Raw genomic sequence first — 24,811 nt, 5'->3', positions numbered from 1 at the left:
GGTATAAATAATAGGAGGTAAATTTTAAATGTTTTGTACCCTCTAATATTATATTATGATGTTAAGGGGAAATTAGGGGAAGATGTTGTTATTATTATTAATAGTATTGTTATTAAGATAAGTATAAGAAGCTATTAAAAATAAAGAGGCGGTCGATTTGTGTTCGGCCGCCTTTGTAGTTCTTAAGTTGTTGGTTCGTTAATATAACGACATGATCATCATAGGTAAGTACATTGTTAATAGTACAAACAATATGATTAATAATAGTTCGTTATCCATTGTTGCCTCCATGTAATACTTCACATACTTGTTTGAGGGCTTCGACATGAATATATTTAATAGCTCTGAAGGTACATCCTCTGTTTTGTGTATATGACTGTTCCCAATTACTAGCAATTTGTACGAGAGGTATATCGTTTAGGTAGTAGTTTGTTAAAAGTAGCTTGTAACGTGCATCTGGTACTTTATTAATAGTATTGATGACTTCTTGTTGAATAGCGATATATTCTTTCTGTGAGGCTAATTCTTCTTGCTTGTATTTAGTAAGTAGTGATTGTAACTCGCTATCGTCGATACGCGATATATCTTGTTGATAGAGTTTAGTTAAAGCATTTGACTGTTTAAGATTTGTCTTAGCATCTCGATATCGATATAAATATTTACGGGCTAAATTAGTATTATAGTAAGGATGTTCTTCGTTAAAGAGTGGTTGTTCAATATAATTATTAGAGCTATCTAGCAGTTCTTTGATAAGAGCTTTCTGTTGTTTAGCATATTTCATAATTAAGTCCTTTAGTATTTTATATGTTAATAATAAGAGAAATGATTAAGTAAGCTATTAAGGAGAATAAGGCGATCACGGTGTACACGATCGCTTTTAAATAGAATGTCGATACGATGACTACACGATTATTTTCGTGGTCGATAAGGATATTAGGTTCTTCGTTCGGTTGTTGTCTTCTAATGTTGATTGTCATGGGATAGTGCCTTTCTTAATTTCTTGAGAGCTCTAGACTTAGCATCAGATATTAAAGTTATTTTCAGATGTAGTCGTCTAGCTATTTGATGTAGGGATAAGTTTTTGTAGTAGAGTAGTATAATGACTTCCTTTTCTCGGTCGCTTAAGCACGACATATCGATCGTAGGTTCAGTCATGTCATCGAGTACGTCGTCGAATGCTTTTGAGGCTTGTTTATCTTCGACATGTTCTAGGATCGATACTTCTCCTTCTCCATCGTTACATAAGCGATCTAATTCTTCGACTGAGAGTGTATTAAGTATTTCGATTACATTGTGTTCTTTGATATTGGTGATATCGGAGATGGCTTCAGTCGTGATCGGTTTATTAAGTCGTTCGAGAAGTTCTTTAGCCTTGTTGATTTTCTTAAGCTTCTCGATAGCTGCTTGAGGCAAGCCTATTGTTTTATTCCGTCTAAGGTAATCGCATATCTGACGGAAGATACCTCGACGCATATAGGTCGTAAAAGAAGCCTCGTGAGTATAATCATAGTTCTCGAAAGATTCGAGTACAGCAATCATGCCTTCTTGGAAGAGGTCTTCGATGTCGTCGACGTTCTTGTATATGGATGCAATACTAATAATTTGTCCGCACTGATTTAATACTAAGTCTTCTTTAATTTGTTTCTTACGTCTTAGAGATGGTGTTTCGTGGTACTCCTTAAAGAGAGCTTTTTCTTCTTCTTTAGTAAGGTATTCTGTTGTAGGTACAAGATAAGATAGTTTCATGTTGTTATATAAGTCCTTTGTGTTATGTTATGTAATAGATAAAGCTGTTAAGAATGATGAATGGCGGCCATCCGCGCAAATAAAAAGAGCGCCGGAGTATGTAAAGCTCTCGGCGCCCGATCCAGTGTATTAAATTGTCTTCGCTTGTTCGCCGTTCATTGATATATTACTCACGGTATAGTGGCGTTAAGCGATATCTAGGATGAAATTTTAATGAAGTTTCATCAATCTATGTTATAGAAGTTTGTCGTTACCCGAAATCCTCTCTTATCGGCTAAGACATTAACTTCTTTATTGTCTTTATCTATATAATAAAACTGATATTGCGTCTCTTGTCGTCCATTCAATCCTCTAGGATGATGAACCTTAGCATCTAGGTTTTTATGCTCGATCTTTTTAATTGTTAGCAATTTGTCGATAGCTCGTATCGGAGTATATCCATTAAACTTACAAGCCATCCAAAGCCCTTCAAAATCTTTGTCTGTAAGTTCAAAAATCTTACTCATATGAATACCTGTTTTTGTATAATTATTGAATAATGTTAATTAAGATTTAGTGAAGCTTTAACTTTCTCCATCATCGGCAAGCTAAAATTAAGTTTTGTCCTCATTGTAATATCACCAGTTAATCCTACGTTGATTGTTACAGTATAATCGATATCATTAAGATTTAAGAAGATGTTTAAGTTTTCTATTTCCATTTCATCGAATACTACATTTTTTCTTTGTTTTGTATTAAATCCCAGTAAATTAATATTTAAACGTGTCTTATTTAGGATCTGTTTTAACTTATCTTCAATGCTATATTGGCTATCGTTATCTAGAAGGTAGTAAATATGTTCTCGATCTATAAATAAGGATCTTATTGTATCCATACCTTCATAAAATTCTAATAGAGCACTTTCTGTAAAAGCAACTGTTTTTTGTTCCATAATTATTAGTCCTTTACCTTTAAAAAATCAAAAGTCGTTTCGGCCATAATTTCATATTTCCCAGGTAATCGTGCCGCCTGGTATTGATATTTATCGTCTTCAATGATTGCGAAGAATGCTTCACAAAAACCATTTTCATTTTGAAGTATGTAAGCATCGACGACGTTTAAGCCTTTGAGTGTTTTTTGCAAATCATCTTTAAAAGCTTGTTCTAGCGCTTCTTTAGATGGATAGTTTTTATGATGAATCCAAAGAGATTTTTCTCTCATAAGAGCGTTGGAAATTTTATCTTTTGTTTTGATCACATATCGTTTTTCTTTGTTGATTTCTTTATCTGTCATTAACCATTTACCTCGTCTATCGTTACGTATGCACCGCAATTTACATCGTGACTTAAGCCAGCTTTATATGTAATGCCATTATTATCTTTAACTTTAATATAAGCAGCATATAATTCTTGCATTTCATCTGGATTTTCTATAATAGCAGTATATATAACTGTAAAATCTGATAAGAGATCTTTTATAAGGCCATCAAATATAAATCTTAGCTTCGACGGTGTTAGGTTATTTCCCATTATTTGACAATCTTCTACTGCATATACAAGTTGTTTTTTAATAATTTCCTTATTCTCGTTCATAAGCTATTCCTTCCGCTAATCGTTTCTTTTCTTCTGGTGTAAATATAGCTTCATTTTGGATCATATTTTTTATGTCAGAATATTGTTCAATATTAAAATATAATCTTGATGTTTCCGGAAATTCAAAAAATATTTCTGTGCTAATTCTTGTATAGTAAGAATTAAGATGAATTCCTGGATTTAACATATATCGACAATCTTTGCCTTTGCCTATTTTTTTTAACACTTTAGCTTTTTTAGCGCAACGGATATATAGTTCTGCTGTTGATTTAGACATATTAAAATCTTCTGTTGCTAAAAGCTCTTTTAGTTGATCGGTGTTAAGATAATCATTTTGTCTTATTCCGACAATAGTATTATCGATATTAACATAACCGGCGAGCATTATTGTCGCGGCTTTAAACGATGCGAAATCAGCTCTTTTACGTCCAGATTTAGCAAGCTCTTCAATAGCGAATGCACACACTAGTCTTAATAATTGATTTCTTCTCTTAGCTAAGTCAGAAGTTCTTTTATTAAAATTATTAAGATTTATCATTTTTCCGTTAGGACTAAATAATTTAATATATCGCTCTCTTAGAGCTTGTTCGATTTTTTTCTTAAAACGATCGGCTTGAACATTAGAATTATCAGCTTCAATTTCTTCTTCAAGCTCTTTCCGTTTTTGAGCCTCTGGACCATCTAGGGCAGGAATATATTCATTTTGAGCTTTCTCAAAAAAGTCGTCATCAAAATTCTTTGTTTTGGACATATATTGTTACCTCGTTAATATAATTTTGACTACTATATTTTCTTATGCAAATGCATAATATTAAAAGTATTTTCTTATGCAAATGCATAAAGTAGTAAATGGTGACTAAGCCAGGTTTTAACTGGGTTTGTTAAGTTTTTTACAAAAATCTCCTTATAAGTAATCTTAAGAGTAAATATTATAATGTTGTAATTTTAAGTCAGTATTATGTTTTTACTGTTCTAAATTTTCTTATGCAAATGCATAAAGTTTTGATTTTTTTCTTATGCATTTGCATAAGGTGCCCAACGTGAGAAAAGCTAGATTTTAACTGGCTTTTGTGTGAATTTTCGTGTTTAGACCTTATAAGTATACTAAAGAGATATTTTTGACTCAGTTGGTTTTTAATGTTCAAGATGCTTTTACTATTCTAAATACATTATATCAAATAATATCGTCATATACAAGTCGCCAACATATTAAATTTTGTTAATTTTATGAATTATGTCCATCGGCATTCTTGACGCTTGAGTGTGACGATCACTGTAGAATGATTATGAAGTGAGCATCGCGAACGAATATATCATTCGGAAGTGTTTTTACTTCTCGTACATATATTACTCATGGCCGTATTAAGTTAATGTATTTTGTCAAAAAATATTTTTAATGACTTCAAATTAAATGAAACTAGTGAAGCGAACGCAGTGAGCGAATTAGTTTCATTAGGGGGAGCGTAGCGACATATAGACCAGATATATACTATGTTTTTAAGGCTTTTAAATGTCGTTACAGAAAAAATGTTCTTAGTAGTATATTGTGATTTTTGCTGTAATTATAGTATAGCCTGAAGTTATAGCAAGGTATATTTTATATGTCAAAAGTTATAGCAACAGTTAAAATATATTTAGTTATAGTATAAATTTTGCCATAGCTTTTAGATATACCATGTCAAAATAAATATTCTTTGAGAAGAAATGTTCCTTCTACTAAGTATATTAGGAGCATAGGGGGAAATTGTGGGAAAATGTTATTAATAGCTGTAAATATCGTATTATGGGCGGCTGTTAGGAGTTAAAAATAAAGTTGATGTAAAGAATGTTTATTGTTGGAGATGTAGTTGGCTGAAGAGATGTGTTTAAGTGATTTCTTTTGATTAAAGTTATATAAATGTCTTAAGAGGCTATTAATGAGAGATATATGATTGAGAAGAGATCGCCGGCGCTCTTAACGGTATTAGGTTGTGGAATATCATCTATCGTTCCTTATCAGCCTTGACAGGTTGTGGCCCTTCTATTTAATTGAAATCAACTCTTGTAGAATATTCTATGGCCAAAGACTACTACTGAAGCTTGATTAGTTGTTGTCATAGGATATAGTCTATTGTCACTGCTGATAATAATGGAGAATATACATTGGATGGACAGAGGCGGCCATTTCTGTTTCTGTAGCATATCGTCAAAGGCCATGCGTCCTATGCTCCAATAGAATAAAGGCCCCGGCAGCTTGTATATCGTAAAGGGCGGCCAGGACACAATACGTTATATGTACCAACGGCCGCTCTTTGATCATACACCAAACAGATGTTCTATGTTAAGAAACATACCAGGCTCCCATAGCGGCCCCTCTCAAACTCTTGCCATATATGCCCTTCTTAACAGCATTGAAACATCTCTTCAGCTCCAGCGTTTTAAAGCCACCAACGTCAGATATATGTCGTAGCCAGCAATAGCCAAATTTATCAATTATAGCCCCGTTAACAGCGTTTTAATATGGACCAGGTATAATCTATCCTCAACAGCTAAAACTTCTCTCAGAGGCGATTTAAATGAATTAAGTCATTATGCTAAAGACAATAAGCCGCCCTTACACATATACCTACATCGCTACAGTAGTTATAAAACTTCGTTATTCACGCTCTAAGGGCCGTCTACTGTGTTTAAGATATAAATACTCCAGAGACATAGTAGCTGGTCTTAGAGGAGCTTTAATTAACATCCTTATATCGACTAACAGAGAGTCCTAACAACTCGGTCTGACGACCTCGGCCCGCGCTTACTTCCTAACTACAAATTAAGGAATATATCCGACGCAAGAATAGCCGTAGAATTCATTTAAAGGCCCTATACGGAAGTTTTGATATTGGCCAGGTATAATTTATCCTAAGCTATATTTTTAATCGGTATAGGCGATCGATATATATTTATACATTCTTGCAGTACCAACTTATTTTAGGGCAAAAAAATACCCCCTACCCAGTCTCCCGGGTAGAGGATAATTCTTATTGTTATAGCGCTTCCATGTCGGCTAATTCCGACGTTCTGCACATTGCCACTAGATTGTCTGGACTCAATGGATCGCTTAATGTGCCATACACATCTCCATATAGTTCCTTACCAGCTTTAACAGTTTTAGCCTTTGGACTACCTTTAAGTAATCGTACACCAGATGCAAATCCTAAGACCATCATAACAGCCGCCATGTCTAAGCTAAAGCCCATGCTTTGATAACGTCTTAAGTCCTGGTTACACATGCCGTAATTTGTTAAGCCGTGCTTTTCGACTAATTCAACTAAAGTCATTTCAGTACCGAACCAGTTGATTTTTACGTTACTCTTCATGTTGCGTTGTTGGGTATTTCTATCGGCCCATCGGCAATTATCTGGGTAATAGCCTTTTTCACCATCAATGCGGTCGATTGTAAGGCCTTCCTCGTATGTATCGTACATGTCGCTCATGAAGTTCTCAAATACGTCCCATCTTGGATCATAGCCTTTAGCATGATACTTTTCATATTGAGGCTGAGAAGGATTATTACAGCGGTTCTTCATTTGTTTCCATTGTCGATAGAAATTAGTATTTGACATGCCGTGAGATAAGGACTTAGCGGTCGATTTAACGTGACGATTAGTTTTGTTTTTGTAACCGTTAGCCGCTGTGTCAGTGCCGCCTGTCAGCTCGTGAGTATTCTTTTGGCTAACGGCGCCGGTCTCATTGTTTTTAACTGTCCATACATGGCCTTGGCCTTTAATGTATTCTCTGTTAAGAATAGTGTACAAAGTTGTTTTTGCTTGAATTCGTTGTTGTAATGTCATAATGTTAATCCTTTTATATTTGACTAAAAACTTCTAACCGCTTAATTTGCGATTCAATAAGATATTACTCATCTTTGTCATGGAGTTATTCATTAATAGTTATATTGTTTATGCATAGCTAACGATTATTTAACCCATTGACGGCTAACCTTTGTCACTAAAAACTCTCGGAAAGCCTCGATATTGACGTTTTTCTTTCTATGACTAAAAGAGATAACGTTGTCTTTAAAATCTGGCTCCGTCTCCATTTGATGTACTAACTCAGTAGCTTTTGTCCTACCAATAGCAAAAATCTTAGCTAAGTCAGTTACACTCGCATATTGTTGTGTCATGGTGCACCTACAATACACTAACACTGATCTACAATTCATCTATAATAATCATACACGAACATATGCGAACAGTCAATACATGTCATTGACTTTAATTTATATCTGAATTATACTATAGTTAGGAGGACTATTAATATGCCTAAATTAATTAAATTAGAAAACCTTAGAAAACAGAATAAGTTAAGCCATCAAGCATTAGCTGACGGTGTACAAGACTATTTGCGAAAGAAATTGTTAGATAATGGTAAAGGTATCACGCCCCTCGATCTTAAGAAAGCTTCTTATAAACGTACTACTTACACCATGTTAGAGAATGGCTATGTTAAGACCGTATCCAACGATTTAATCGAAGCATTAGCCCATGTACTACATACTGACTTCGATACCGTTAAAGATGCTTGTACGATCGTTATCGACAACCGTGAACGTGAGGAGTTGATCGACGATATTAATATTATCTTGAGTTATATGACCGAGGAACAGCTAACGGCCCTCTTAAATATGCTCTCATCATTTAAACGCCAATAGGAGTATTATAAAACATGTATATTGATGAACGTAGGCAAAAAAACGGTACTATCTCCTACCGTTATGGAGAGAACTATAAGGATCCACTAACTGGCAAGAACAAACGAGTTAGTGTTACATCGACTAAGAATACTAAAGCCGTACAAAAAGAGATGCAACGTATTCTTAACGACAGAATTAACGAGATCCTAACGAATAGTGTTAGTAGTAAAACTCTCACGATTAAAGATCTTACCGATGAATTCGTTACTATCGATAAAGGACTTCGTAAGGTGACTACCCAGCAGAATATCGAAGACCATGCTAAAGCACTTTTAAGATGGATTGAAGGCGATATCCTAGTCGTTAATCTTAAAGCGATTTATATCCAAAGAATGTTAAATAAAGTTTTATTGGAGAAAAGCTTTAACTATGTTAAGCGTGTTTATTCCGTGCTAAAGCAAGTCTTAAAGTATGGTAAGCGTATGGGTTATATTAATGACGTATCGTATCTCGACGACGTTATTCTTAAGAGACCGCCTCGTACTACCGAAGAGATGACTAAGGCTCGTGAGAAGTTCCTTACGAAGGATGAATTAAAGACTTTCTTAACGGCTCTTGCTAAGAAGAATCAACGTGTCGCCCTCCTATTCGAATTCCAGGCATTAACCGGATTACGAATTGGTGAGTTGCGAGCATTACGCGTCAAAGATTACAATTCTAAAAATGAGTATATTGACGTAAATGCTACGTTAACGGTAGACGGGCTTAGGATACCACCTAAGAATGAATACTCGGTCCGTAGAGTGCAATTAAATAAACGTGCTCGACATATCTTATCGACGTTTATACAGCTTAATCATAGCCGTAAGCAAATCATGCAGCATTATAAGAACGACGATAATTATATCTTCGTTACGGATGGCGGCGTACCTTATGATTCCCATTATTTAAATAAATTGCTAAAATCAGTATCATTTAATAAGACTGTAACGACTCATACATTCCGTCATACTCATATATCGTTATTAGCTGAGAAGCAAACGCCTCTTAAGACGATTATGGCTCGTGTCGGACATAACGAACCTAAGACTACCCTTTCCATTTATACACACGTAACAGATGCGATGAAGGAGCAAGAAAAACAGATACTCGATTCAATCGATATTATGGCATAATTAGGCCGGCATTATTGCCGGTCTTTTTTATTATAAAGTACCGTATTTAAGCACTTTTTCCGGTGTTTTTAAAAAAGTGTCTCGTGGTGAAACGGTGGTGAAATCATGGTGAAATTTCAAGCGAATAAATACGAATTTAAGCGAACATATATGAACACTAAAAAAAGCTAGAAGATTAGTTAACTACTGCATTTATACAGTAATCACGCCTCTTCTAGCTTTAGCTTGAATATTGGTGGAGATGAGGGGAGTCGAACCCCTGTCCAGAAGTGTTGCCATATAGACTTCTCCGAGCACAGTCTATGATTTAGATCTCAGGTTGCTACCGCTCACAGACAAGCTACACAACCCCAGTTCATGTTGTCTCGCCTAATTCATATGAACAACTGAATTAAGCCAGCCTACGGTTTGACGTCCATTCACACTTGGTAGGCACAAGTATGAGGGACGTAGCTTATGCAGCTAATGCAAAATTTTCTTCTGCGTTTAAATGTTTTCCCACCGTTTAACGGCCTCATGGAACGCCGACTCGCTATCTATACCACACGCACCCCTGTCGAAACCTTTACATCCCCGTGTGTCGGTCTCATAATTATAAGCCTATTTAGTATTACTGTCAATTATATGAAACCTTCACCAATTCGGTATATTCACTACTCTTAACCTTCTCAACTTATCTAAATTTGACAATTTTACCAATCCAAGGATTCTTTTATCCCTGTCTTCAGAGGATATATTATCTATTATCATGATTATAACTGTTTCATAGCATTTTGCAGTGATTGGCACACATAATCTATTTGTTCTTTATTATGCGCAGCAGTCACCGTTAGTCTAATTCTGCTTTCACCAATAGGTACTGTAGGCGGACGAATAGCGGTGCCTATAATGCCATCCTCATATAGATAATCAGATACGGCAAGTGTATCTTCATTACGCCCTATTAGTATTGGGAAAATTGGCGTTTCATTAGTAGCATCAATTCCCATAGAAATCAATTGATCTGCCATATAGTTTACATTTTCATGTAAACGCGCTAAAACAGATGCATCTGTCTCAAGAACCTGTAATGCAGCTAAGGCCGCCCCTATATCAGCAGGAGATAATGCGGTAGAGAATATAAAACTGCGGCTCGTATTAACGAGATAATCTATGATAGTACTATTTGCAGCTACATAACCACCAACAGAGCCTAGAGATTTACTCAATGTACCAAGTTGTATGTCTACTTCTTTTTCAAGTCCAAAATAGGCCGCTGTACCATGACCATTACCAATAGTTCCCGTTGCATGGGCATCGTCAACCATGAGCAATGCATTGTAATCACGGCTTAATTCATACAGTTTATCTAGTGGTGCAATATCCCCATCCATACTAAATACGCCATCAGTAACTATAAGCTTTCGAGTGTTTCGATCTACCTGTTTTAACAGATACTTTAACTCGTCTATATCACAGTGGCTATATGTTTTTACAGTACCTCGACTTAATCTACAACCATCAATAATACTAGCATGATTAAGAGCATCACTAAAAATAATAGTATTCTTATCAGCTACGGCAGAAATAGTTCCTACATTGGCCATATAACCGGTATTAAATACAAGGGCTTTTTCAGTATTCTTAAATTTAGCTAATGACCTTTCGAGCTCTGTAAATAATGGAAATGTACCAGATACAAGGCGCGATCCACCAGATCCTGTTCCATATTGTTGAGCCCCTTTCAGGGCCCCTTCTATGACACGAGTATCAAAAGTTAAGCCCAAATAATTATTTGAAGCCATCATTAAATATTCTTTATCATCTCGTTTTACTCGCACTGCATCTAGAGGACAGTATTCTCTTAAGGTTCGTAAATTATGGTTCTCTATCTTAGAATCTAATTGTTCTTTAAAAAATTTGTACATTCTATCTCCGTTGAACAAGTACTGGAGTACGCTCCAAATACTCAATTACACTTTCACTATCTATATCAGACCGTACAAAGAAAACGCGGCCCCCTATATCTGAACCAAATTCTTTCATATTAGGAAGGCGATGGTATACACCATTACAAGCAACATAACCTACTGTATAGTCTGGATCATCAGACCAACATAATTCGCCCACAATACCATCTGCTGATTGAACCTTTGAAGCTAATACTAAAGCCTCTCTCATATGTTCATTATCACCTAATGCATAAGAGTCAAAGGAGTCCATATGACTAACACGTACTCCGCGGTCACCTGTATCTAAGCGCTCGCCAGTAATGGCATCCACTAACATAGCGCCGCGCATAGATTTATCTAAACTTTTTAACAAAGATATAGCTTTAAGAACAGCTGCCTCACTAATATGAGGACCTTGTAAAAGCTCAGTCGCCAATTGATGGGATTCAGAAATACTACTAGTTTTATGTTCCTCTACCTTAAGACAGTCAATATATGTAATCTTCTCCGGTGGGATTAAATCTACAGTAATATTGATAAAATCAGCTCTTCCTTTACTGTGATGCAGTGCGCGATCAGCTAACGATTGAGCTATAGCCCCTACTTCTTCTAACTTCACAATCCGCTCTGCCCCAGAAATATGGTGGCCCCCTTTTTCATGGGGACCACCTTGAGCAGCACGCATGCGTACACTATATAATTCAGCCATTATGACACCTTCCCTTTAATAAGATCATTTTTAGGTACTTGGCTGTGAATTTTACGGAATACTTTCACAAATACTGGTGCCATAATAACAGTAAAAATCATGCCAGGCACTGCTAATGCAACCATAGGTAATGCAGCTTTACCGATATATACAGACAAGGTCAATCGCGCTAATGCAGATGCAATCGGGCCAGAAATCATAATACCTATCATATGATTGTGGCACATCCAAAGAATTAGCCCTACGATAAGTCTAAATTGCATAGCAATCATAACATTCAAAATAGTTTGTGTACCTAGTGCTAAACCGATTAAACTAGATAGACATCCGCTAATAATATATTTCTTAAATCCGAATACGGCACATATGGCTACCGCCAATGGAGCTGACAGTTGAAACTCTATACCTGGAATGACATTAGGTATTTTAATAGCACCTAATACAGTAATCATAGCCGTTAAAATAGCAACCTCTGTAATGTACCGAATATTCTGATTCATGATGTTTCTCCTCTACTTAGAAAATGTCAACCACAATCACAACTCTTTGTTTACATTATAATTTCAATATACATATTTATCAACTAAAAACACAAGATAAGTTAACAAATATCACACAAAAAAATCGAGCCATCATGACTCGATCTTTTTATCTTAATATTTTTGTTGCTCTTTGAGACGCTTTGCAATATCTCGCTTAGCATCGCGTTCCGCCATATCTTGACGCTTATCGTATAACTTTTTACCAGTTACAAGGCCTACAGTTACCTTTACATAACCATGGCTAAAATGGAAGTTAAGCGGCACTAAAGAGAATCCTTTCTCCTTAACCTGTGCATGTAATTTATTAATTTCAGATTTATGCATCAACAATTTACGGGTCCGTTCAGGTTCATGATTAAAACGATTGCCTTGTTCATATGGGCTGATATGAACACCATACAACAAAAGCTCGCCTTTATCAATGCGACAAAAGCTATCCTTTAAGTTCAGTTTACCTTGACGTATCGATTTAATTTCAGTACCTGTCAAAGCAATGCCTGCTTCATAGGTTTCATGAATATTAAAATCATGACGGGCCTTACGATTATCAGCAATAAGAGATGGACTAGATTGTTTTGCCATATGTACCTCTATCGTTTACGTTTACTTTTAGATTTCTTAGATTGACTGCGCTTAGTCGTTTTATTAGACTTCTTACGACTTGATTTGCCTTTACTAGTTTTTTTACTGAAAGCATCGTACTTAGAATGACTAGATTTATTACTATCGCGTCGTGAAGATTTTTTACTGGATTTTCCTGAAGATTTACGACCTTTTCGACTACCATAGCCATCTCGACTACTTGCATAGTCAGAACCATTTTGCAATTGTTCTTGTATAGCCATTAGGTTATTGACTTCACCAAGTACAAAGTCGATCTGTTTCTTTTCTACATCGGCTTTTACTAATGTAACAGTTACCTTTTCACCTAAGTGATAGGTTTTACCTGTTCTTTTGCCTACAAGTACAAAATGTTCTTCATCAAAGAAATAGTAATCATCATTCATCATGCTCATATGCACAAGGCCATCGATACCGTTTTCTAATTCTACAAACATCCCAAAAGATGTAATGCTAGAAATAGTTCCTTCAAAGACTTCCCCTACAAATGGAACCATGTATTGAGTCTTTTTAAGATCTACTGTATCTCGTTCAGCCTCAGTAGCTACTTGCTCCTGTATAGAAGAATGTTCAACAGCTCCAGCTAAGAACGCTTCGTCTACATCCCGTTTAGAATAACCATTTTTCCAATGCATATCTGCTTTTAAAAGGCGGTGAACCATTAAGTCAGGATATCGTCTAATAGGAGATGTGAAATGCGTATAACATGTAGATGCCAAGCCAAAATGACCCACATTGTTGGTACTATATTTAGCTTGCTGCATGGAACGCAAGGTCATAATTTGAGCTACTTGCTCAATATCTTGCCCTTTTACTACATCTAAGATTTTTTGGAAATCTCGTGGTGTCACACCATCAGTACTTAGAACTAGGTTTTGACCTAAATAATTAAGCACCTTTTGGAATAAATCTAGTTTTTCCTCACTAGGATTCTCATGAATACGATATACCGATGTACGGTGTGTATGCTCTAAATGTGTAGCCACTGTTTCATTGGCAATGAGCATACATTCTTCGATAAGTCGTTCTGCCATGGTGCGATCTCGTTTTACGATGCGCAACGGTGTACCATCATGATCAAGTAATACCTTGTACTCAGGAAAATCAAAGTCCAATGCACCTCTACGGCGACGCATTGCATTAAGAATTTTAGAGATTTCTGCTAAATCGCGAAGCATAGGCATAAAGTCTTGTAAATCGTCAGGAATAATATTTTCTTCCAGCGCCTTATACACTTCTTTATAGCTACAACGACGGCCTACATGGATAATAGATGGTCGAATGCGATAATGTACAACCTTACCATCTTTATTAATTTCCATCATACACGTCATAGCATAACGGTCTTCATGAGCATTTAAACTACAAATACCATTGGATAAAACCTCTGGTAACATCGGTACTACTCTATCAACTAAATATACAGATGTCCCCCGTTTATAGGCCTCGTTGTCAATGGCTTGCCCAGATGTTACATAATGACTTACATCTGCAATATGTACGCCTAATTCATAATTACCATTTGGTAATTTACGACCACTCACAGCATCGTCTAAATCTTTTGCATCTTCCCCATCGATGGTAACCATCTGTACATCACGAAGGTCCCAACGATCAGAATCCTCATGAATCACAGTATCAATTTTCTGGCTAGCTTTAATGACATCGTCTGGGAAATTAAATGGAATCTTATGATTCGCCATGATGCAGTTAATATCGAGACCTACATCACCTTTATAGCCAAGAATTTCCGTTATAATACCTTCTGGCTTTTTATCACCTTCCGGCCATTTTGTAATTTTGACTAGTACCTTTGCGCCACTACGAGCATCTAATGTATTTTTTAAATCTACAAAGATATCTGTCCCTATACGCTCATCATCAGGGATAACAAAGCCAAAGTGTTGTTGTCGGTCATAGGTACCTACTACAGTTTCATTAGCTCGTTCAATAACATCAACGATGACGCCTTCTCGTTTATGCTTTGTATAGTTAGACGGTACAACGCGAACTCGAACCTTATCATTGTGCATAGCAGTCCCTTTATTTTGTTCTGCTACATATATATCTTCATCATCAGGCATAATCACAAAGCCATACGACTTACGATAGCCCTTATAAATACCTTCATATTCTTCATGTTGTTGTTCTGCATATTGATATACATCAGGTCGAGAAGATGTTAGCACCCCTTCTCGAGCAAGCATTTTTGCTGAACGAATAAACATCTCAAGATCCTTACCACCTCGAATGTGATTATCCATAGCAGCATCTTCAATATGATATGCATGTGGTTGTATAGATTTATAAAAGTCTAATACTTTCTTCTTCAAATCTTCACCTCCTTATTCTGAAAAAAGAAAAAGCCTGCAAAGCAGGCTTTCATCATTAGAATTGATTAATCATTGCCCCTAACACTAAGCTCAACACAGCAAAGATAATCCCCAATATAATCGTACATTTAGATAAGAAAGCATCTAAACCGCGTTGCTTACCACCAAAAGAAGAGTCTGCCGCACCAGAAACAGCACCACCCATGCCTGCGTTTTTGCTATTCTGTGCAACAACTACTACGATTAATAAGATAGATACAATAACTTCTACAATCATTAAGAAATTTGTCACGACTGTCATCCTTCCTGTGTGGCTCTTGGAGAATCCAAAACCCGATGTTCTAAATACTTCTCTAATTTACGTTTAACCCTTTGCAACGCATTATCTATAGATTTAACACTGCGATCAGTGACCTCAGCCATTTCTTGGTAAGAACGTCCGTCTAGATATCCTTCCAAGACCTCCCACTCGAGTTCACTTAAAATATGACCAATATTGCGCTCAATATCATCCAATTCCTCTTGGCTGATAATAAGATCCTCAGGATTGGTAACCTTTGCTGAAGATAGCATCTCGATCAATGTACGCTCTGATTCCTCTGTATAAACTGGCTTATTTAAAGATACATAGGAATTTAAAGGCGCATGTTTTTGTCTAGTAGCCGACTTAATAGCCGTAATAATCTGTCTAGTTATACAAAGCTCCGCAAAAGCTCTAAAGGACGCTAATTTATCATGTTTAAAATCTCGCGTAGCCTTATAAAGACCAATCATCCCTTCTTGAATGATATCTTCACGATCTGCGCCTACTAAAAAGTAAGAACGCGCCTTTGCACGAACAAAGTTTTTATATTTATTAACAATATAATCGATTGCAAACTCATTTTGCTCTTCTTGAGCTATGACCACAACTTGCTCATCGGTCATTTCTTTGAAATTGTAATCGGGCTTGCGTGTATGAATTGTGTTCATATGCTCCTCCTTACAATTGAGCAGAAAAACCAATATATTCATTATACTGGAACTATATGTGATTTTCAACTATCAATGGCCACGCCGTAATTTCTCTAGCTTTTCAGCTACTTCAGGAGATAATAACCCTCCTACTTCATTACGTCGCAAGCTAAATTGATCTCGTCTATGTTCATGAGCGTATTGTAATCGTTCCTCTTCCTTAGCTATGCGAATCATATTTTGCAATTCTCGAGCTGGAATGCGTAAACCACCAGATCCAAGAATTTGATTTTGTTCAGCTCCATCAGAGGTTACAACATATACATTGGTATATTTGCCTTTCCGCAAAAATACCTCTCGTTCAATAAAGGAATCCGCCGTCTCTCCATCCTCAGTATAGACTTCAAGAAATCCGCTCGTAATAGCCTCTACAGAACCGCCAGACTTTGTATATTTACCATCAAACACAAGGATAACTTCGTATCCCTTGAATTTTCCGTAGTTTAACAATCTATCTCTAAGCTCCATACGGGCATGTTCTAATGACTCATGAGCCAATTTCTTTAGATGAGTCCAGGCGAATATCACATTATATCCATCTACAATTAAGATATCTTTTAACATAATTATTTCGCTTGTCGTTGACGAACCGCTTCATACATAAGAACGGCGGCTGCAACAGATGCATTCAAAGAATTTAAATTCCCATACATAGGGATGGTAACGAGGAAATCACAAGCCTCTTTCACAACGCGGCTAATGCCCTTACCTTCATTACCGATAACGATAACTGTAGGAATTGTCATATCCGCCTCGTATAAGGTACGATCACCTTCCATATGAGCGCCCATAACCCAAAAACCTTGTTTTTGAAGTTGTTTAATAGTTTGAGCTACATTCCCAACCTGTACAAGTGGAATTTGTTCAATAGCACCTGCCGATGTTTTAGCTACAGTAGCATTAATAGGAGCATTGTGACGCTTAGGAATGAGTACGGCCGTAGCCCCTACACATTCCGCAGTACGGATAATTGCGCCCATGTTATGTGGATCCTCAACACCATCTGTTAGGATAAGCAAAGGGACATCATGATTCGTCTCTTGTAGTACTTCACCAAGTTCCTTAAATTGAACAGCAGAAACAAGAGCAATAACACCTTGGTGTGGTACCTCTAAATCATATTTATTCATTTGTTTGATAGGTGTTGGACGCACTTCAATGCCTTGAGATTTAGCAAGGCCAACAATATCAGCTAGACCTGTTTTAACCTTATCTTCACTGACCATAATGCGCTGGATGGAACGACCACTTTTAAGGGCCTCTTTAACCGCATTGCGACCTACAATATAATTATCCATACTACATACCTCGTAGAGTTATTGAAAAGGCTTGCTTCATAACATCTTGTAAGCGCTCATCTTGACGCGTTTCATAAAGAAATCCAAGTACGGCTTCAAAGGCTGTACTACTACGATACTCTTGAACAGAACTACTTTTTGGCACATTTACATTACTATTTCTAGCTCGTCGTGCAATAGCTTGTTCTTGTTCTGTGAAAGCATCCTCTATTTCAAGCAATACCTTCGCTTGTGACTTAGCACAAATAAACTCAGTAACAATGGTGTGCAACACTTGTACCTTAGATATATTCATTTGTACCACTCGTTCACGGACATACATGGAGTATACGGCATCGCCAATATAGGCAAGCATAACTGCATCTGCACTGAGACACTCCTCTATAGTTCGTTTACGCAAACGAAGCGGCTCTTGTTCAAGAGCCGTCAACTTTTTTATTGCTTCATTCTTTAAGAATTGAAATTGTTTAAACTTCACGTTTTTTCCACCGTGCACCTTGAGGGGAATCCTCAATAGTAATACCGATTTCAGCCAAACGATCGCGGATACAATCAGCTAATGCCCATTGTTTTTGATCGCGACATGCTTGACGTACAGACAAGATTACTTGCATTAATTCTTCATATTCAGCAGCGTTAGCACCTGTGTTGCCTTCCCATGCTTTTTCAAGAATACCAATTACTTCTGTCATGAACTTGAAGATACGTTTTACTTCAGCAATAGCTTCTTGGCAAACAACACCTTCACGACCTGTTACAGTTTGATAGTAAATGTTGATCTCTTTAGCAAGACCAAACATGCTAGATGTAGCTAACGCAGTATTGAAGTCATCGCTCATAGCTGCTTCGAATTCTTCTTCATACTCTTTAGCTTTTTCTAATAAGTGTTGCGCTTCATCACATGGACCTGGTTCACATTTTTCAAGGTACAATAGATTTTCAATAGCAGTGCTTAAACGTTCTAAGGATTTATTTGCTTCCTCTAAACGTTCATCAGAGAAATCTAATGGACTACGATAATGAGTGCTCAACAAGAAGTAGCGCAATGCGTCTGGGCTATATTGTTCCAAAATATCTTTTACCAAGAAGAAGTTATTCAAGGATTTAGACATTTTTTCAGAATTAATGGTAATGAAACCATTGTGTAACCAATAGCGTACAGATGGATGTTGACCAGAACAACCTTCAGATTGGGCAATTTCGTTTTCATGATGAGGGAAGATCAAATCACTACCACCACCATGGAAGTCAAATTCTGTACCTAAATATTTTTGGCTCATAGCAGAACATTCAATGTGCCAACCTGGACGGCCATTCCCCCAAGGGCTTTCCCAATATGGTTCACCTGGTTTTGCAGCTTTCCATAACGCAAAGTCCATAGGATTTTTCTTACGGCCATCAACTTCGATACGAGCACCCGCTTCCATATCATCTAATGTACGGCCAGATAACTCACCATAATGTTCAAATTTATCAACGCTATAATATACATCGCCATCGAGTTCATAAGCATAGCCTTTTTCAATCAATGTAGAGATCATAGCAATAATATCTTCGATATGTGTAGAAACACGTGGATAAATATCAGCACGTTGTACACCAAGGGCATCCATTACTTCGAAATAGCTGTCGATATAACGGTTTGCAATAGTATCCCAAGATACGCCTTCACCATTGGATGTATTGATGATTTTGTCATCTACATCAGTAAAGTTTTGTACATATGTTACTTTATAGCCTACATGTTTCATATAGCGACGAATTACGTCCCAAGTTACGAATGGACGTGCATTGCCAATGTGAGGATGGTTATATGGTGTAACACCACATACGTACATCTTTGCCTCACCTGGTGTTACAGGATTGAACACCTCTTTTTGGCGCGTCATAGTATTATAAACTGTAATTTCTCTCATCGTTACCGATGCCTCCATTTTCGTAAAATAAAAAAGACCCCTCATCTCATACAGAGACGATGGTCCGCGGTTCCACTCTGTTAGGTACCAGCAGTGGCACCCACTCATCGCATAACGGCGCGTCACCGGACAAACCTACCTATAATCGGAATGTCAGCTCGTGAATGCATTTCGTCTACCTATACTTGAACCCTCCCACCATCGGTTCTCGCTAAAAAGTTAGTTGTAGAGTACTTCTTTCAGTCTCAGCTTTTACTATTAAATCTATATTCAGATATAGAAATATTATATCAATTATCCTATAGAATGTCAATGAAAACAAGAAAACCCTCATCTTTCAACATAGCCAAACAATGTATTAAACATGCATATTTCGGATATAAATTTGAAAGATGAGGATGATGAATTAACTATTAAGCATTTTCCAACTTCTCTTGATCGTCATGTTTACGGCAAATACCTGCGAAGATAGAGCCTGTAAAGTTATGAATGATAGAGAATACTGCACCTGCTACTGCCGCTTGAGGAGTAAAATGTTTAAGCGCTAAAGATACGGATAATGCAGAGTTTTGCATTGCCACTTCAATTTGCATTGCACGACGAGAGGAAACATCAATACTAAGAGCCTTACATATAAAGTACGTTACTACATAACCACTCACATTTTGTACTAAGCAAGCTACGAAGATGATGAAACCAGTTTCAGCAATTTGTTTTTGGTTCACTGCAGTAACAGCAGCCAAGATTAATAATACTGCAATAGCCGCAATTGTAGGACATACAGATTTAACAGGTTCGATCTTAGAGCCGATGAAGTAATTCAATACGATACCCAAGATGATCGGTACCAATACGATTTTTACGATAGAAATAAACATCGGCATAAATTGGATTTCAATGGAAGATGTAGCACCTGCATACAATACAACGAATAAAGGTGTCAAAATTGGAGCCAATAATGTAGAAACAGTCGTTGCAGATACAGATAACGGAACATTACCATTCGCAAGGAATGTCATTACATTAGAGGCAGTACCACCAGGACATGCACCTAACAAGATGAATCCGATACCAATTTCTGGAGGGAAATTGAAAATAAGGGCTACCAAGAAACCTGCTAATGGCATCCACAAGAATTGAATTACAGATACAAGGATAACTTTCATCGGTTGCTTAAATACATCAAGGAACACTTGAGCTGTTAATGTTAAACCCATGGCAAACATTACAAATTGAAGCATGTACGCAATGTACGGCGTCATCCAAGAAAATACAGTTGGTAATACATACGCTAACACTGCCATCAATAGCACGACCCAGGAAAGATAGCTATTGAATAAGTGGTTAAGAGAACGAATAATACTCATAAATGCACTCACTTTCATAATAAATAAAAATAAAAGACGCCGATTATTATAGCATTTCTATAGGATAATCTCAATATACATAAAAAGCTCTCATAACAATAGCTATGAGAGCTTTTTTCTTAGATTGTATTACTATTTTGTTAAAGCGCTAACATTGTCTAAGCGATGTAAGCATTTTTCTTTACCAAGCAATGTAACAATATTATTCAAATCTGGACCATGCATTTGACCAGTTAAAGCTACGCGGATTGGCATGAATACGAATTTACCTTTCAAAGCAGTTTCTTTCATAACTGCTTTAATAGTTGCTTTTACAACATCAGGCGTAATTTCATCAAGTTCAGCCAATGCACTGCGGAATGCACCTATAACTGTTGGTGTTGTTTCTTCATTCAATACAGCACGCAATTCCTCTTCGTGACCTTCTTCAAGGAATACAGTTTCACCCATAAACATGCCTACATGATCTTTAATTTGCGCCCCATAGCTAATATGGTCGCGGAATGTAGAGCATAATAATGTCAACCAATCAATATCCGCTTGATTTAAGCTATCTGGAGCCAAGCCAACTTCTTTCAAATGTGGCAAACAAAGATGGAATAGCTCTTCATCGCTTAAGTTTTTCATGTAGTGGAAGTTGATATGGTTCAACTTATCAATATCGAATACAGCAGGGTTTTTAGCTACACGATCCATGGAGAAGGCTTGAATCAATTCATCTTGTGTGAAGAACTCTTCTTCCCCTTCTGGAGCCCAACCAAGAAGAGCCAAGAAGTTTACTAGTGCTTCTGGTAAATAGCCCAATTGTTTGTATTGTTCAACAGATGTAGCACCATGGCGTTTGGACATTTTTTTGTAATCTTTGCCAAGAATCAAGGAAATGTGACCAAATTTTGGCACTTCCCAGCCTAGTGCTTCATAAATAGCCATTTGACGTGGAGTATTAGATAAATGTTCTTCTGCACGAATAACGTGAGTAATCCCCATCATATGATCATCCATTACTACTGCAAAGTTATATACAGGAATACCATCAGATTTTACGATTACAAAGTCACCTACACCATTGGATTCAAAGGATACATGACCACGTACCATATCATCGAAAGCATATGTTTTATTCAAGGGAACGCGCAAGCGAATGGTTGGTTTACGACCTTCTGCAATATATTTAGCCTTTGTTTCTTCATCTAAATGTTGGCAATGGCCATTATATTTAGGTGTTTCACCACGATCCATTTGTTCTTGGCGAACAGCATCTAATTCTTCAGGTGTGCAATAGCACTCATACGCTTTGCCTTCATCCAACAAACGTTGTGTTACTTCTTTATATAAGTCAAGACGTTCTGTTTGACGGTAAGGACCATTATCGCCACCTACATCAATGCCTTCATCCCAGTTCATGCCAAGCCATTGCAAGGAAGCTTTGATATTTTCTTCACTTTCACGAGTAGAGCGAGCCAGATCTGTATCTTCAATACGCAATACAAATGTGCCTTTTTCTTTACGTGCTAACAACCAGTTAAACAAAGCAGAACGAGCACCACCAATGTGGAATGGACCCGTAGGGCTTGGAGCAAAACGAACTTTCATGGAACTCATGATTATACCTCTCCTTCATATACAGAAACGACAGCTTGTGCAGCAATGCCTTCACGGCGCCCGATGGCCCCAAGCATTTCATTTGTTGTCGCTTTAATACTAATACGTTCTAATGGTATTTCTAAAACAGATTGTAAGTTAGCCTTCATCGTATCGATGTGTGGCTTTAACTTAGGTGTCTCTGAAATAACCATAATATCTATATTATAGGCTTGTAACCCACGTTCTTTCAATAAGGAATTAACCTTTTCTAGTAAAAGCATGCTAGAAATCCCTTTATACTGGTCATCTTCAGGTGGGAAATAATATCCAATATCTCGTAGACCTGCAGCACCTAGCATAGCATCCATCAATGCATGAATAAGAACATCCGCATCGGAATGCCCATCAGGGCCGAGTTCAGATTCGATATGAACACCGCCAAGAATACATGGGCGACCTGCTTTTAATTGATGAATATCATAACCAAATCCAACGCGCATACGTGTATCCTCAATTTCTAAATATCGCTTAGCTACTGCAATATCATTTGGTGTTGTCACTTTAATATTACAATAATCCCCTTCAACTATATGTACAGGTTTACCTACATACTCAACTAGTGATACATCATCAGTACCAAGATACTTAGTTTCATATGCCGCTTGATGAGCCTCTACAAATAATTCTTTTTGAAAGCCTTGTGGCGTTTGAATTTGGTATAGCTCACTACGCTGTAATGTTTCTAGAACATTATGGTCTGTATCAACTCGTTTAATGGTATCTGTAGCCGGAACACCTACTGTAGCAGCACCATAGGTATTAGCCGAGTCAGCAACATTATTAAACATTTCTGTAGAGGCTAATGGTCGCGCTCCATCATGAACAAGGACAATATTGGTTTCTTCTGATACAGTTTTAAGGCCACATGCTACAGAGTCTTGACGCTCTTTTCCACCCAGCACTATATGAACTGGAACAGACAAATCCAACTCTTGAATATGTTTTGTCATATATTCTTGTTCGCCTTCGGCTACAACAAGAATAATCTCTTTCAAACCTTCAATATTTGCCACATTTTGCAATGTACGCTGAATGATAGAGAATCGTCCTAAAGGGATAAATATCTTATTTTCTTTATACCCCATGCGGCGCCCCGCACCAGCGGCGAGAACAATACAACTAATTACCTTGTCCATTTTGTCCTCCATCTACACGAGCAAAGATCATGCGACCTGCACTAGTTTGTAATATGGATGTAACCATTACCTCTACAGTTTGCCCCACATAAGGTTTACCATCTTCAACAACAATCATGGTACCATCATCGAGATAAGCAACACCTTGGTGTACTTCCTTGCCTTCTTTCATAATTTGCACGCGAATCCATTCGCCTGCAATGAGGGCCGGTTTCAGTACATTGGCTAGTTCATTCAGATTAAGCACCTCAATGCCTTGCACTCGAGCCACCTTATTTAAGTTGAAGTCATTAGTCATCAACTTCCACTGCTTATCCAAAGCAAGACGCATTAATTTAGAATCTACTTCTGTAAGATCATCATAATCATCTTCTATCACTTCAATGGCTACCTTGTTAGCATCTTGCATCTCTTTCAAAATATCGAGGCCACGACGACCGCGATTTCTCTTTGTAGCATCAGCAGAGTCAGAAATAATTTGTAACTCATTCAATACAAAGAGGGGAACCATTAGAGGGCCTTCAATAAATCCTGTATTACATAGTTCCTTAATACGTCCATCAATAATAACAGATGTATCTAGTAGTTTTGGTGTGCTCGTAGTTTTATCAGATTTATGAGTAGAGAACATTTTAAAACGACTTGTTTTTTTAGGGCCTTCTCCACTCCATTGTTGTACATAGTTATTGTACATTTCAGGGCCTTTACGAGCCATAATTTTAAGGCCACTATATCCAAAGATAGCACTCAATATAATAGGAATATAAGGTCCTATAATAGGTACTTGATTGAATGCAACACCAATTAAATTTGCAATAATAAGACCGAATAATAAACCGATGGTGCCTGCAATCAATTCTTGATTTGGAATATGAGTAAGAATGCGTTCTAAACGTTTAGCAATGACTAAGCCTTGCTTTAAAATAAATGAAGAAATTAAATACCCAATAATAACGCCTAATAGAGTACCAAAAATCAATACTGAAATACGTGCAATGGTTAATGACATATCCCCAAAGGACTCAAATTGAGATACCAAATATGGGTCGATAATAGGTGCTAAGCTATCCATTCCAACATAGGCCGCTGTGCCCACAAGAATAGCTATTACATAGCGCAATATCCGATAAATCATTACATCACCT

The 24,811-nt window shown here is 37.1% G+C and carries 26 protein-coding genes, 1 other RNA gene and 1 other annotated feature; of the genes, 2 read left to right on the top strand and 25 right to left on the bottom strand.

All coding sequences use genetic code 11. From position 1 onward, the window contains the following. Positions 1-271 precede the first annotated feature (271 nt). The 9 genes from EL171_RS04420 to EL171_RS04380 all read right to left on the bottom strand — a co-directional run bounded on the left by EL171_RS04420 (position 272) and on the right by EL171_RS04380 (position 7,470). The gene (locus tag EL171_RS04420; RefSeq protein ID WP_005386435.1) at positions 272-781 is read right to left on the bottom strand and encodes a hypothetical protein; all 510 of its coding nucleotides are present in this window, start codon (positions 779-781) and stop codon (positions 272-274) included. Between the two features lie 179 nt (positions 782-960). Then, positions 961-1,746, bottom strand: coding sequence for a sigma-70 family RNA polymerase sigma factor (locus tag EL171_RS04415; RefSeq protein WP_005386428.1), 786 nt, complete (start codon positions 1,744-1,746; stop codon positions 961-963). 224 nt (positions 1,747-1,970) lie between these two features. Next, positions 1,971-2,252, bottom strand: coding sequence for a hypothetical protein (locus EL171_RS04410; RefSeq protein WP_005386422.1), 282 nt, complete (start codon positions 2,250-2,252; stop codon positions 1,971-1,973). 35 nt (positions 2,253-2,287) lie between these two features. Beyond that, positions 2,288-2,620: a hypothetical protein gene (locus EL171_RS04405; protein ID WP_164712003.1), complete on the bottom strand. Its 333-nt coding sequence runs from the start codon at positions 2,618-2,620 to the stop codon at positions 2,288-2,290. A gap of 62 nt (positions 2,621-2,682) precedes the next feature. Continuing rightward, positions 2,683-3,018 carry a hypothetical protein gene (locus tag EL171_RS04400; RefSeq protein WP_005386414.1) on the bottom strand — a complete coding sequence of 112 codons (336 nt, stop codon included), beginning with the start codon at positions 3,016-3,018 and terminating at the stop codon, positions 2,683-2,685. Next, the gene (locus EL171_RS04395; RefSeq protein WP_005386413.1) at positions 3,018-3,317 is read right to left on the bottom strand and encodes a hypothetical protein; all 300 of its coding nucleotides are present in this window, start codon (positions 3,315-3,317) and stop codon (positions 3,018-3,020) included. The genes EL171_RS04400 and EL171_RS04395 overlap by 1 nt, the downstream gene beginning before the upstream one ends. Beyond that, entirely contained in the window at positions 3,304-4,068 is a 765-nt protein-coding gene (locus EL171_RS04390; RefSeq protein ID WP_005386412.1) for a hypothetical protein, read from the bottom strand. Before EL171_RS04390 ends, EL171_RS04395 begins: the two co-directional genes overlap by 14 nt. 2,263 nt (positions 4,069-6,331) lie before the next feature. Continuing rightward, entirely contained in the window at positions 6,332-7,138 is an 807-nt protein-coding gene (locus tag EL171_RS04385; protein WP_005386411.1) for a hypothetical protein, read from the bottom strand. 125 nt (positions 7,139-7,263) lie between these two features. Further along, positions 7,264-7,470, bottom strand: a complete 207-nt coding sequence (locus EL171_RS04380) for a hypothetical protein (RefSeq protein ID WP_005386409.1) — start codon at positions 7,468-7,470, stop codon at positions 7,264-7,266. Positions 7,471-7,605: 135 nt separating this feature from the next. Here EL171_RS04380 and EL171_RS04375 point away from each other — a divergent pair, with 135 nt between their 5' ends. Beyond that, complete coding sequence (locus EL171_RS04375; protein ID WP_005386407.1) at positions 7,606-7,998, top strand: hypothetical protein; 393 nt, start codon at positions 7,606-7,608, stop codon at positions 7,996-7,998. 14 nt (positions 7,999-8,012) lie between these two features. Next, entirely contained in the window at positions 8,013-9,155 is a 1,143-nt protein-coding gene (locus EL171_RS04370; RefSeq protein WP_005386405.1) for a tyrosine-type recombinase/integrase, read from the top strand. A gap of 233 nt (positions 9,156-9,388) precedes the next feature. On the opposite strand, the gene ssrA is transcribed toward EL171_RS04370, so the two are convergent. The 16 genes from ssrA to EL171_RS04290 form a co-directional block, all read right to left on the bottom strand. After that, positions 9,389-9,730: a transfer-messenger RNA gene (ssrA, locus tag EL171_RS04365) on the bottom strand. A gap of 177 nt (positions 9,731-9,907) precedes the next feature. Next, the gene (bioF, locus tag EL171_RS04360; RefSeq protein WP_004697385.1) at positions 9,908-11,062 is read right to left on the bottom strand and encodes an 8-amino-7-oxononanoate synthase; all 1,155 of its coding nucleotides are present in this window, start codon (positions 11,060-11,062) and stop codon (positions 9,908-9,910) included. Position 11,063: 1 nt separating this feature from the next. Beyond that, positions 11,064-11,795, bottom strand: coding sequence for a 6-carboxyhexanoate--CoA ligase (locus tag EL171_RS04355; RefSeq protein ID WP_005386403.1), 732 nt, complete (start codon positions 11,793-11,795; stop codon positions 11,064-11,066). After that, on the bottom strand, positions 11,795-12,295 hold the full coding sequence (locus EL171_RS04350; protein WP_004697157.1) for a hypothetical protein: 501 nt from the start codon (positions 12,293-12,295) through the stop codon (positions 11,795-11,797). Before EL171_RS04350 ends, EL171_RS04355 begins: the two co-directional genes overlap by 1 nt. 153 nt (positions 12,296-12,448) lie before the next feature. Further along, positions 12,449-12,919, bottom strand: a complete 471-nt coding sequence (gene smpB, locus EL171_RS04345; RefSeq protein WP_004697155.1) for an SsrA-binding protein SmpB — start codon at positions 12,917-12,919, stop codon at positions 12,449-12,451. An 8-nt stretch (positions 12,920-12,927) separates the two neighbouring features. Then, on the bottom strand, positions 12,928-15,291 hold the full coding sequence (gene rnr, locus EL171_RS04340; protein WP_005386400.1) for a ribonuclease R: 2,364 nt from the start codon (positions 15,289-15,291) through the stop codon (positions 12,928-12,930). Positions 15,292-15,346: 55 nt separating this feature from the next. Beyond that, positions 15,347-15,583: a preprotein translocase subunit SecG gene (secG, locus tag EL171_RS04335; protein WP_004695991.1), complete on the bottom strand. Its 237-nt coding sequence runs from the start codon at positions 15,581-15,583 to the stop codon at positions 15,347-15,349. 5 nt (positions 15,584-15,588) lie between these two features. Continuing rightward, complete coding sequence (gene sigH, locus EL171_RS04330) at positions 15,589-16,263, bottom strand: RNA polymerase sporulation sigma factor SigH (RefSeq protein WP_004696966.1); 675 nt, start codon at positions 16,261-16,263, stop codon at positions 15,589-15,591. Between the two features lie 72 nt (positions 16,264-16,335). Next, on the bottom strand, positions 16,336-16,869 hold the full coding sequence (locus EL171_RS04325; protein ID WP_004697429.1) for an NYN domain-containing protein: 534 nt from the start codon (positions 16,867-16,869) through the stop codon (positions 16,336-16,338). Between the two features lie 2 nt (positions 16,870-16,871). Continuing rightward, a complete protein-coding gene (gene rlmB / locus EL171_RS04320) occupies positions 16,872-17,603 on the bottom strand; it encodes a 23S rRNA (guanosine(2251)-2'-O)-methyltransferase RlmB (protein WP_004697367.1) in 732 nt (243 codons plus the stop codon). Position 17,604: 1 nt separating this feature from the next. After that, the gene (locus EL171_RS04315; RefSeq protein WP_004697373.1) at positions 17,605-18,081 is read right to left on the bottom strand and encodes a Mini-ribonuclease 3; all 477 of its coding nucleotides are present in this window, start codon (positions 18,079-18,081) and stop codon (positions 17,605-17,607) included. Then, positions 18,071-19,519: a cysteine--tRNA ligase gene (gene cysS, locus EL171_RS04310; RefSeq protein WP_004697420.1), complete on the bottom strand. Its 1,449-nt coding sequence runs from the start codon at positions 19,517-19,519 to the stop codon at positions 18,071-18,073. Before cysS ends, EL171_RS04315 begins: the two co-directional genes overlap by 11 nt. A gap of 49 nt (positions 19,520-19,568) precedes the next feature. Beyond that, positions 19,569-19,775: a binding site (T-box leader), on the bottom strand. A gap of 157 nt (positions 19,776-19,932) precedes the next feature. Then, positions 19,933-20,886 (bottom strand): bile acid:sodium symporter family protein, encoded by a 954-nt coding sequence (locus tag EL171_RS04305; protein WP_004697231.1) that lies wholly within the window; start codon positions 20,884-20,886, stop codon positions 19,933-19,935. Positions 20,887-21,018: 132 nt separating this feature from the next. Further along, the gene (gene gltX, locus EL171_RS04300; protein ID WP_039969151.1) at positions 21,019-22,488 is read right to left on the bottom strand and encodes a glutamate--tRNA ligase; all 1,470 of its coding nucleotides are present in this window, start codon (positions 22,486-22,488) and stop codon (positions 21,019-21,021) included. Between the two features lie 2 nt (positions 22,489-22,490). Beyond that, on the bottom strand, positions 22,491-23,666 hold the full coding sequence (gene ispD / locus EL171_RS04295) for a 2-C-methyl-D-erythritol 4-phosphate cytidylyltransferase (protein WP_039969150.1): 1,176 nt from the start codon (positions 23,664-23,666) through the stop codon (positions 22,491-22,493). Then, entirely contained in the window at positions 23,650-24,801 is a 1,152-nt protein-coding gene (locus tag EL171_RS04290; RefSeq protein WP_005386389.1) for a PIN/TRAM domain-containing protein, read from the bottom strand. Before EL171_RS04290 ends, ispD begins: the two co-directional genes overlap by 17 nt. Positions 24,802-24,811: the final 10 nt, after the last annotated feature.

Source organism: Veillonella dispar (assembly GCF_900637515.1).
Taxonomy (GTDB): Bacteria; Bacillota; Negativicutes; order Veillonellales; family Veillonellaceae; genus Veillonella; species Veillonella dispar.
This window is presented reverse-complemented; position numbering and strand designations above follow the sequence as displayed.